Origin of the sequence: Teichococcus aestuarii (genome assembly GCF_003116135.1) — a bacterium.
GTDB lineage: Bacteria > Pseudomonadota > Alphaproteobacteria > Acetobacterales > Acetobacteraceae > Pseudoroseomonas > Pseudoroseomonas aestuarii.
In genome coordinates this window covers 59,344-68,984 of sequence record NZ_PDOA01000021.1, presented here as the reverse complement: position 1 = coordinate 68,984, position 9,641 = coordinate 59,344, and the positions used below count along the sequence as shown (strand labels likewise).

Annotated in this window: 16 protein-coding genes and 1 pseudogene; 12 read left to right on the top strand and 5 right to left on the bottom strand. The window is 62.4% G+C overall.

What is annotated here, in order from left to right:
* Positions 1 to 1,057: 1,057 nt before the first annotated feature.
* From CR165_RS24620 to CR165_RS20645, 5 genes and pseudogenes are all read right to left on the bottom strand, one after another.
* A complete protein-coding gene (locus tag CR165_RS24620) occupies positions 1,058 to 1,726 on the bottom strand; it encodes a hypothetical protein (RefSeq protein WP_146201966.1) in 669 nt (222 codons plus the stop codon).
* 1,205 nt (positions 1,727 to 2,931) lie between these two features.
* Positions 2,932 to 3,183 carry a helix-turn-helix domain-containing protein gene (locus CR165_RS26150; protein ID WP_367604282.1) on the bottom strand — a complete coding sequence of 84 codons (252 nt, stop codon included), beginning with the start codon at positions 3,181 to 3,183 and terminating at the stop codon, positions 2,932 to 2,934.
* 7 nt (positions 3,184 to 3,190) lie between these two features.
* The gene (locus CR165_RS25770) at positions 3,191 to 3,421 is read right to left on the bottom strand and encodes a hypothetical protein (RefSeq protein WP_245906635.1); all 231 of its coding nucleotides are present in this window, start codon (positions 3,419 to 3,421) and stop codon (positions 3,191 to 3,193) included.
* A gap of 36 nt (positions 3,422 to 3,457) precedes the next feature.
* Positions 3,458 to 3,625, bottom strand: a pseudogene (locus CR165_RS25765) (helix-turn-helix domain-containing protein); the annotation flags it as partial.
* A 2-nt stretch (positions 3,626 to 3,627) separates the two neighbouring features.
* Complete coding sequence (locus tag CR165_RS20645; RefSeq protein ID WP_109518828.1) at positions 3,628 to 3,846, bottom strand: helix-turn-helix domain-containing protein; 219 nt, start codon at positions 3,844 to 3,846, stop codon at positions 3,628 to 3,630.
* A gap of 297 nt (positions 3,847 to 4,143) precedes the next feature.
* On the opposite strand from CR165_RS20645, the gene CR165_RS25180 reads away from it, so the two are divergent.
* The 12 genes from CR165_RS25180 (at position 4,144) to CR165_RS20610 (ending at position 9,047) form a co-directional block, all read left to right on the top strand.
* A complete protein-coding gene (locus CR165_RS25180) occupies positions 4,144 to 4,296 on the top strand; it encodes a hypothetical protein (RefSeq protein ID WP_181378266.1) in 153 nt (50 codons plus the stop codon).
* The gene (locus CR165_RS24615) at positions 4,293 to 4,568 is read left to right on the top strand and encodes a hypothetical protein (RefSeq protein ID WP_146201965.1); all 276 of its coding nucleotides are present in this window, start codon (positions 4,293 to 4,295) and stop codon (positions 4,566 to 4,568) included. The genes CR165_RS25180 and CR165_RS24615 overlap by 4 nt, the downstream gene beginning before the upstream one ends.
* A gap of 44 nt (positions 4,569 to 4,612) precedes the next feature.
* A complete protein-coding gene (locus CR165_RS20640) occupies positions 4,613 to 4,984 on the top strand; it encodes a hypothetical protein (RefSeq protein WP_109518827.1) in 372 nt (123 codons plus the stop codon).
* Entirely contained in the window at positions 4,981 to 5,211 is a 231-nt protein-coding gene (locus CR165_RS20635) for a hypothetical protein (protein ID WP_109518826.1), read from the top strand. Before CR165_RS20640 ends, CR165_RS20635 begins: the two co-directional genes overlap by 4 nt.
* An 88-nt stretch (positions 5,212 to 5,299) precedes the next feature.
* Positions 5,300 to 5,521, top strand: coding sequence for a DUF551 domain-containing protein (locus CR165_RS24610; protein WP_146201964.1), 222 nt, complete (start codon positions 5,300 to 5,302; stop codon positions 5,519 to 5,521).
* A gap of 215 nt (positions 5,522 to 5,736) precedes the next feature.
* Entirely contained in the window at positions 5,737 to 6,408 is a 672-nt protein-coding gene (locus CR165_RS24605; RefSeq protein ID WP_146201963.1) for a hypothetical protein, read from the top strand.
* A 95-nt stretch (positions 6,409 to 6,503) separates the two neighbouring features.
* Positions 6,504 to 6,725, top strand: coding sequence for a hypothetical protein (locus CR165_RS20630; RefSeq protein WP_109518825.1), 222 nt, complete (start codon positions 6,504 to 6,506; stop codon positions 6,723 to 6,725).
* A 136-nt stretch (positions 6,726 to 6,861) separates the two neighbouring features.
* Complete coding sequence (locus tag CR165_RS20625; protein WP_109518824.1) at positions 6,862 to 7,125, top strand: hypothetical protein; 264 nt, start codon at positions 6,862 to 6,864, stop codon at positions 7,123 to 7,125.
* Entirely contained in the window at positions 7,122 to 7,337 is a 216-nt protein-coding gene (locus CR165_RS24600; protein ID WP_146201962.1) for a hypothetical protein, read from the top strand. The genes CR165_RS20625 and CR165_RS24600 overlap by 4 nt, the downstream gene beginning before the upstream one ends.
* A complete protein-coding gene (locus CR165_RS20620; protein ID WP_109518823.1) occupies positions 7,334 to 7,528 on the top strand; it encodes a hypothetical protein in 195 nt (64 codons plus the stop codon). The genes CR165_RS24600 and CR165_RS20620 overlap by 4 nt, the downstream gene beginning before the upstream one ends.
* Complete coding sequence (locus CR165_RS20615) at positions 7,525 to 7,923, top strand: hypothetical protein (RefSeq protein WP_109518822.1); 399 nt, start codon at positions 7,525 to 7,527, stop codon at positions 7,921 to 7,923. Before CR165_RS20620 ends, CR165_RS20615 begins: the two co-directional genes overlap by 4 nt.
* Positions 7,923 to 9,047 carry an AAA family ATPase gene (locus tag CR165_RS20610; protein ID WP_109518821.1) on the top strand — a complete coding sequence of 375 codons (1,125 nt, stop codon included), beginning with the start codon at positions 7,923 to 7,925 and terminating at the stop codon, positions 9,045 to 9,047. Before CR165_RS20615 ends, CR165_RS20610 begins: the two co-directional genes overlap by 1 nt.
* The last annotated feature ends 594 nt before the right edge of the window (positions 9,048 to 9,641 follow it).

Below are 9,641 nucleotides of genomic sequence, written 5' to 3'. Positions count from 1 at the left end.
GCACCGGAGGTGATCATGCCGGAAAGGGCCAGACCCGTGCCCCACCCCGGTTCCAATGGCTCATCGCCGCCGCCTCTGACCATGCTCCACTAAAATCTTGCCCGGACCAGTTGATGGGGGCTGGTCAGTTGAGCAAGGGCCATCCATGGTTTGGAGGTCAAGAACGAACCTTCATGTACGGCGATCTCAGGAACCGTGCTTAACGCCTTCAGGTAAATTGCCTGCCGGGCAGGAGCATCAGGGTTCTGTGCACGTGCAGATATTCTTGCTGTATAATAATTTACGCGCACTATGTGATTTTTGGGCGGCAGAACAGCCCTGGCAAGTAGAGCTGGGTTCAGCCAACGCATATCGGGACGCGCTTTAAGCATCCGATAATAGAGATTAAAACCGTCTATGTAGACAATTGTGCGCATATAACAACCGGACAAAGCAAAGGCCGCTAGGGATTGCTCCCGCGCGGCCTTTGAGCCCACAGCAAGCTGTGGGTGGGTGATATAGATACAATAGGTGCTGATTTGAGGATTGCAAGCGGAAAAGTTTGCTCACTGTGTGGCTCGCGAAGGCGAGAGACTTCAGAGGACAGTCTTATTCCGTTGACCAGCGAGTCGCTCTATGATTCAAACGACTGTCAGGCGGCGTCGCTGTCGCCAGCTACTCAACTACGCACCGACTAAAACGGCAGTTCAAGCTGCCGTGGCAGGGAACGCCAATGAGCAGTAACGTGCTCATGGCGCCCCAGCCGGAAGCGCATGTACGAATTGACATGCACTACCTTCTCTCGACGAGAAGTCATCGCCTTTCTCCTGATGTGAAGATGGGAATGAGCCCACCCCTCCGGGGCGCCATTGCAGCTCCCGGTCACAGAGCATGCGAAGCCTTCCAGAGAATCAGGTGAAACGCGACAGCGACACCGCGGCCAATGTGTCTAATTTTTAGAAAAAGTCAATTGATTCTGAGGGTGGAATACACCTTGAAAGAGCATTGATAAGGGTATCCATCGAAGCCATTCAAATTCGAAACCCGCCCGGCACTGCCGTGGCGGGCTTTGCTGTTCCTATGGCCCACCAAGCCCCTGGACGAAGCGCGTAATCGTATCAGCCAGCGCGCGCAGGCTGTCACTCGCTCCTGTGATGTCCGCCGTAGTTAGCACCACCGTGGCTTTGACACTGATCTTGATGGCCTCGTCCACGGCCACCTCGACACGTTTTGCAAGCCAGCGCGAGATCGATGCGGCTGCCCGCCCGACGACCTCCGCTGCCCTTCGCAAGCGGGATCGATCAGGTACCTGAGCAGCGACTTCGGCACGGATCTCAGCAACGGCAGCAGTCGCCTCGCGATGCTCCTCCGCCGTCAACGGTCCATCAGGCGGATTGTTGTGGCCGATGCCGCCGTGCTGCGGGGCGAGCTTGGTCAAGGCTGCTTCGGCTGCTTCTAAGCGGCGGAGGATCTCAGCCCTGCTCGGCCTTTCAACGGCGGGAGCGTGATCCGCCCATTCCCCAGCGTCTTCATCCCTCATGTCGAGAACTGGTGCCCAATTCGGGCTTTCACCTTCTAGACGGGAAGCAAGTTCGCCGATGAACTCATCAGGTACGATGCCATCGTACTCATTGTGCAGCACATTCGCGGCGTCATAGGGGCCGCCGAATGGATATTGATACTCGCCCCTCTCAACAGGCATATGGTGCACAGGGTCTTCATAGTTGGCTCGGAACCACTGTTCCATAACTGAGATCTGTCGATCTGAAGGCAGCTCGGACAACTCCGCTGACGATACTCCACCTGGAAATTCAGCAGCCTCGTAAACCCAGATGCTCAGTTGCTCGCCAGGGGCGCTTAGCCAAGGCCTGGAACCCCATGCCAGACCTTCATCCTCTGGCTCGGTTCGCAGCCTCTTCCCGCGTGAGAAGCCGTTCGCTGTAGAAGTCATGCGCCCTGCCTGAGCTCGTCAGCAGGAACTCTTAAGCCTAACTGCCGCTCTGCCTCTCGCACGGTGTGGCCTTTCACCCGCCGGCCAGTTGCCTCATGGGTGAACGTTACCCCTGTAAGACCGCTAGCCACCTTCCAGCCTTGTGCTTCGGCTTCCTTTTCCAGAAGGCGCCAGCCTTCTCGGCTTTCGGGGAAGCGCGACCTAAATGGCTGAGGTGAGCTGGCAGTCTCAGTGGAAGGCTGCGGCGGAAGGTCTGATGCCAGGGGATCTGGCGTGGGCAAGGGGGATGCCGGCAGCACCCCAGGGTGAGGGATCTGCTGGCGGAGAAGATCCACCGCTACTCGGACCTGCTCCTGGATATCGAAGATTGCCGCGGCAATCCCGAAGAAAACACTTGAGAGAACCAGAGCGGCTCCCGCGCCGAGTAGAAAGCCCAGGACGCGCGCGCTCCCTGCCTCCTGGGCTGCTGCCATCCCTCCTAGTCCGCCTAAGAGGATGGCAATAGCCACGCCAATCACCATGACCGAGCGAGCAACGGCAACAAGCAGCTGAAGCATATCCGTTCCGAAAAGTTCTTCTTCGAAACGTATGATTGCAACCACAAGATGTGCAGGCAAGAGGGTGGGATGATCTGTCGAGGGCAACTTTCAAAGGCGGGCACCTTCAACATCCCCGCATGTAGGGAAGCTACTTACTGCCGGCCGCCTCCTGGTGGCGCTTCCTGAGCTCCCTCAGCCGATCCTGAGCCTCCTGGCACGAGACCTCCGCCTCCGCATGCAGCAGGCTGAAGTACTCGCTGGTCTCGTCCGCGGTCAGGCCGACGAGGGTACGAGCGCCGTTTGCGTCGATGGTCCAGTGAGCCTCGCCCGAGCTACAACCCTCGGTCACTGTCGCCTCTTCAGCCACACCACCAGAACCGCTACCGCCACCATGATGATGACGCCGGTGGTGTTCTGGCTGATCCATTCGAGGAGGTGGTTGATGGGCAATGATTGGCTCCCTTATGCGCCGCGGCTTTTTAGGCACGCTCTAGCGCCCCTGCTATCTTCAGGGGTGAACTCAGCGCCGGCCGCCTCGAGGGCGGCGTAAATCTTCTGGACCGTTGTGGCTCTGGTCAAACTGCCCTTCTCAAACCGGAGCAGCGTCTCGCCAGAAATGCCTGCCAGTGACGCCAGCCGAACAGCACTAAGGCCAAGGGCGTTCCGCGCCTGCCGGCACTGTCCAGCTGAGAGGGGCAGGATTTCGGAAGCCATGCCAGGATCACTCTTCCCCCACCTCACGCTCACCCCGCACCTCATCTTCTGGTGAGACGGTGCGGAGCTGATGCTCGGGATCAGTGCTTTCGGGTTCACCCTTAGCCCGCATCGGCAGGTTTTCGAGCGCGGCCCCGATCGTCGCCGCGAAGCTGGGCGGTGCGGTGGCAGGCGCTGGGCTGGCCGCGTCCCGCAGGCGCACGCCAGGGCCGCCACCGTTCTGGGGGATGAAGACCACCCCAGCGGTCTCCAGGGCGGTGCGGACGGAAACGACAGTCCGGCGCGAAGCCGCGTGTCTGCCAGCTTCCAGTCTATCGAGGGTGCGGACAGTTACCCCACAGACTGAGGCAAGATGGTCACGAGACCAGCCTAAGAGGGCGCGTGCGGCGCGGACCTGAGCTGGGGTGATGTCAGGAAAGACGCCATTCCCTGTCGCGTCCACCTCTAGTCAACCAGCGCTGCTGGACGGGTGCCCTTCCTCAGCCGCACCCCCGCACCCCCGCCATTCTCCGGAATGAACTCGACGCCGGCGGCTTCAAAGGCAGCGCGGATGGCGGCGAGGGTGCTCGGGTGTGGCGAGCGAGCGCCCCGCTCGAAATCGACTACAGTCTGCCTGGCGACCCTTGCCGTCTCAGCCAATTGCATCTGGTTCCAGCCAAGCATGGCTCGTGCGCCACGGCATTGGGCAGCAGAAATCTCGTTTCCGGACAAGTTCAATCTTTCTGATTGACGTTGGCTTCAAGGCCAATCATATTAATTGAGGTTGGACGCCACTCCAACTGAAAACGGCCGAGCGAGGAGCACCACCTCCACCGCCCGGCCTCCACCGCAACCAGCTCGGATCAGGAGCCGGCAACGATGTCGTTTGCCCATAGCACACCCACGTCCACCGCCAGAAGCGTTGAGGCGGCTGACGATACCCAGCCGAGAAGAAGAGGCCGTTCGGTTCAGGGCGTACCCATGGTGCGCCCCACCTCCGCCCAGCGCACGCTGGCCTACCTCGCCAACGGCGACCTCCCGCCCTGGCCCCTCGCCGACCGCCTCCTCTTCGCCTCCACCATCGCCGCCGGCTGCCTGGCCGTGGCGTTCGGCACCTGGGGGGCGCTGGCATGACCGCGCCCTCCAGAAGAGCTCCGGCCCCGATCAGCCTGCCTCCCGAATTCTGGGATCGCTGGAACGACAGCGACCTGGCGCTGGGCCGCGTCGGGCATGGCCTACGCCTGCTGGATGATTGGCTGTGCCGTACCTCCGGAGACCTCTCCGTGGAGGACCAGAACCGGCTCGGGTTCTTCGTGGATAGCCTGCTGCTGCACCTCGAGGCGGCCGAGACGCGCCTCCGCGAAGTGGGCGAGGCCGCGAAGGCCGTCGAGGGGCGGCACCCATGAGGGGGACGAGAAGAGCGGCCCTTGCCGCCGCACTGAGCCTGCCCGTGACCACCACTCGGGCTTCCGCCAGCCACCGGGATGCTGCGCTGGTTTCCGTCTGCGCCGAGTATCACGCGACCTGGAACGCACTTCAGGCCTGGGATGCCCGAGGCCAGCGCTACCCCTCGGGCAGCGTTGAGTGCATCGCTGATGAAGAGGAGGGCTTCAGCCTCATCGACCGGCTGGTCGAGGCCGTCGAGCGCGCCGGGGATATGCAAGCCATGTCCTCCGACGGTCTCCGGCAGAAGGCTGCGGTGCTGCGACACACCCTGACCGACGATATGGAGGGGTGCGAGATTGACCGGGACAACCGCCGGGTAAAGCTGGCTGTGTCCCTCTGCAATGACCTGCAGCGCGTGCTGGGAGACATGCCATGAAGTCTCTCCTCTTCCTCCGCCTTGGCCTCACGATGTTGGCGCTGGCCTTCGGCGAGTGGCGCGTGCAGCGCATAGCCAAAGCCATGGAGCAGGAGCATGGGCTGCCGCGTGGCTGGCTCCTGCAGCCAGGCAATGCGGAGCGGTTCGCCGCCTGGGAGCGCACTCGGCTGCACTGGCGGCGTGCCCTGATCTCCTGCTCTCCGTTGCCGCAGGAGAAGGCGCCGTGACACTATCACGTTTGTTGCTGCTCCGACCCGCAACCGGAACCATCTGCCCGACCAGTCGCTTGCCCTTCTATTGCAGGAGGACCATGGCATGCGCGACTGGCAAGACATCTCCACAGCGCCACAAGACCGCACCCCGGTGCTTGTCAGTCTTCCTTCCGAAGGGAATGCTCTGTTCGCCGTTGCGCTGTTCACAGATGGGCGCTGGCTCGGGTGCGTCGATGGCATCCTGGCCTTCGATCCGGCCAACCCGTCGGCGCTACTGGAGCTGCATCCAACGCACTGGATGGCTCTTCCGGCCCCGCCTGGTTAAGCAGGAAGAGCTACTCGCATCCCCTATTGCCCTTACTCTCAACCGGCGGGGTATCATCCCCGCCGGCGCGGCTAGGTTTGGCCGCCGAACGCCGGGCCTCCGACCCGGCTGCCGCGCCGCTTGCATCGGAGCGCGCATCGGAGGTGCGGAGAGTGCAATCACCAGCTTGGTGCCCGCCGGGGTATGTGGATCTTCAGGCTGCGCCTCTAGTCATCATGCACAAGCTCCAAGCTGGAGAAGTGCTCCGTCGATTTCCCGAGCCACAGCCGACCGAAGCGTGGGCCACCGCATTTCTCGAGGAATTGGAGCGCTCTCTCTCCTGGGGCGAACTACAGGCTGTGGGTGTGGACGTCCGATCCGAGGATTTCCTGTACATTCCGAGTGGCGCGTGGCGCCTGCAGGTGTCCAGAAGGTCACCACAATCGATGCAGCCGATCGAGGTGTCACAGTTCAACGCCGTACGGGATGGCATGACAGTGTACCTGAGCGCCTACTTCGGGCCCGAGGTACGCGCGGCAGTGTCGCTCCACGCTTTGCTAGCATGGGCTGGAGCCGAGAACCTGCCGGAGCCTCCTACAATCGTTCCGCAAGATCGCAAGGCGCTGTCTGTGGCTTCATCTGCCCAGACCAAGAGCTCGCCCGAAGCCTCAGCATCTGCGGAGCCGTCGGCGGCTACCGTGCCGAAAGGCGGCCGGCCGGCGAAATGGGACTGGGACGCCTTCTGGGTCGAGGTCGTCAGGCTTGCAAACACGCCGGACGGATTGCCCGAGACGCAAGCCGAGCTGCACCGAATCATGATGGATTGGTGCATGAACTCCTGGAACAACACACCCGCAGACAGCGAGATCAGAAAGCGCCTCTCCAGGGTGTATGCGCTGAAAACCTAGTTATCAGCGGTTTTCAGCGGTTATCGGCCGACTGCGGAAATCGTCCCGGCCATCCTGCCGTCACGTTCAAACGAACGGGTGCGGAGAACAGGATTATGCAGCCGAACAGCATCCCCTCCATTGGCTTTCAGCCTTTGCTCGTCCCCAAGCAGCAAGCGTTCGCTGCGATCGGCGTGGGCAACACCAAGGGTCATGACCTGATCAACCAGGGGTGTCTGGTTGCGCGGAAGATGGGAAGCCGGACGATGATCGAGGCCGAGAGCCTCCGTCGCTTCGTGGCGAGCCTGCCGACCCTGCCGGTAAAGAACGCCGCTTAATAGGAAAGCCGGCGCAAAGGCCTGACCCCCTGCACCGGCTCGGATGACTATACGCGGGACCACTCGACACCCGACGTGTATCCGAGATTCGGTAGCTCTGCAAAGGCCTTTTCGCGCCCCTGACATCGAGGGACGCATGTCCGAACACGTCTTGGCGGATGCCATTCCGCTCCACCTCCGCAAGCCGCGTCTGCGGCGTCGCGAGGCCTCTGAGTATCTGCTGCACGTTCATGGCCTGCCGATCGCCGTGGCGACGCTCGCCAAGCTGGCCAGCGTTGGCGGCGGGCCGGCTTACAACAAATGTGGCATCACACCGCTCTATCCCCGCGAGGAGCTCGACACCTGGGCGCTGCAGCGTCTTGGGCAGGTGGTGCGCAGCACCAGCGAGGTGACGCGGTGAACGCCCTCTCGCGGCAGCAGGCGCCTGTTGCAGAGCTGAACCTCTGGGAGGCTCGTGCGTTGGCCCTTCAGCTGCTGGTCTGCGGCACCCTCTTCAACGACTGCCAGCGCCGCTTCCTCTGGCAGATGGCCTGCCGGTTCCGCCGGGTGACGCCTTATCGCCAGCGCGTCCTGACCATCCTCACCACACAGGCTGGAGGAGGGCGCCCATGAATGCCCACACCGCCCCGATCACCGTCAGCCTGGTGCACCTGCCCGATGCGCCGGACGCGTCCGGTGAGCCGATGGTGGGCCTGCTGGTCTCCACCGGACCCGCCAACACCAAGCGTCGCCCGCTGCTGCGCATCTTCCCCACCCTTGCCGCGGCGCTGGCTGCCAAGCGTAGCCTGGAGACCGGCCGATGAGCTGGATGGGCGAAGCCGGCCTGGAGCCTCTTTCCGCGGGCTCTCTGCCGATGTCGCGTGAGCCGGCCGACGCCGCCCGGCGCTTCCTCCTCCGGCGGGAACAGACAGTGCCGACACCGCTCTTGCCGCCGCCTGTGACCGAGGCCGGGCTGGTCCTGGCTTTGAGCATCCTGGCGGACTTGGTGGAGGCCCTGAGCCAGGGCACCCTGCGGATCCACCGTTTGGGCTTGCCGGCCCCCGTGCAGATCCACCTCCCAGGCCTCTCCTGGAGCTGCGAGGCAGGCTGGGCATCGGGAACAGGGCTGGTCGAGCTGGCCGCCTGGCTCGCCGACCAGGACCTGGTCAGCATGGCCTGCATGCTGGGCTTGGTGCTGGCTCGGCAGGGGAGGCGCTGATGGACGCCGCGGACATCGCTCAGCGCTTCCAGTTGCAAGCTGTTGAGACGCTCAATTCGCTCTCCCTCAACCGCCAAATCATCGATCCACGAACCTGGCTGAGTGAGCCACCCGAGCGTCGTTGGGCTGTTGAGGGTTGGATCCCCCGGAGCGTTGTCACTGGCCTCTACGGCGATGGGGGCCTCGGGAAGAGCCTGCTCGCTCAGCAGCTCTGCACCAGCATGGCGCTTGGTAAGTCGTGGCTTGGCCTGAACGTCACACCGGGCGTGGCCCTTGGCATCTTCTGTGAGGACAGCGAAGACGAGCTGCACCGCCGCCAGTGGGCCATCAATGCTCATCTCAACGCCAGCCCGGCTGATCTGTCGAGATTGCGCTATCTCGCTCGGCTCGGCCGTGACAATGCGCTGATGACCTTCGACGGCTCTGACGTCGGCACATCCACGCCGTTCTGCGAAGAGATCCACAACCTATGTGCGGATCTGAAGCCGACGCTCCTGGTGCTCGACACGATCGCGGATATCTACCCGGCCAATGAGAACGACCGCGGCAAGGTCCGGCAGTTTGTTCAAACCGTGCTCGGCGGGTTTGCCCGGGAGCATGATTGTGCTGTCCTCGTGCTCGGCCACCCTTCCGTCTCGGGCATGCAGAATGGCTCAGGGCAGTCCGGCAGCACCGCCTGGAACAACACCATGCGGAGCCGCTTCTATCTCGCCCGCCCTACTGAGGAGGATGCGGAGCCGAATGCCCGGGTTCTCTCGCGTAAGAAGGCCAACTACGCACCGCGGGATGCGGAACTGCAGCTGACCTGGCGGGACGGCGTCATCGATCTCACTGGCGCCAACAGCTTTACCAAGCCTGATCCGGCAAGCTGGGAAGCTATCGAGGCCATGTTCGACGAACTCGACCGTGCGTGGAAGGCAAAGCGCCCCTGGAGCTACCACCCCCAGACCAGAAAGGCCGGACGCTACTTCCCGTCCTGGGCTCAGCAGCACCTCGGAGTGCCCATGAAGCGGGTGGTGAAGCTGCTGGAGGATTGGCAGATGAATGGGCTGCTGACCTATGAGACTTTCGACAATCACGCCAAGCAGAGTGGCCTTCGAGTGATAAGGCGTATCGAGCGGTAGGTCACTGCGGAGGTTGCGGAGGTTACTCTGTAAGCCATTGATTTTACTGTGCGGGAGTTGAGTGCGGAACTTCTGCGGAGGTTGCGGAGGTTGTGTTCTAAGTTATTGAAAACGTTTGCCCCAATCTGCGGAGGTTGCGGGCGGGTGAGTCCCCCATACCCCCTTACGCACTTCCGCGCGCCCGTGTGGGCTGCGCGGGTGCGTAGGAGAGGGGATCGGGTGAGAAAAGCCTTGCCCCAGCCGACAGGTGTAGGTGTCAGAGGGCTCAAAAAGGCTTGCTCTGAAAAGAGAACGCCCTCCCCTGCCGATGCTTCCGCCTCAAATGCTCAACAGCGAAAGCATCCAGAGGACGAGCAACGCGCTGGCTGCCATGGACGCAAGCCCGGCCATCTTGGTGATCAGCATCTCTTCCCTCCCTCTGCCGCTTCTGGGCAGGTTTCAGCACCATTTGTAACCCCGTGTAAGCTTGGCCACATTCGACTCATTAGGGCAAGCCCTAGTGAGAGGACGGCGAGAGCGCAGCTTTAGCCCTAAAATCGGATCACTGAAGTTGACTTTGATGTTTTGGTCCGATCATGATCCGTCACCCATCCT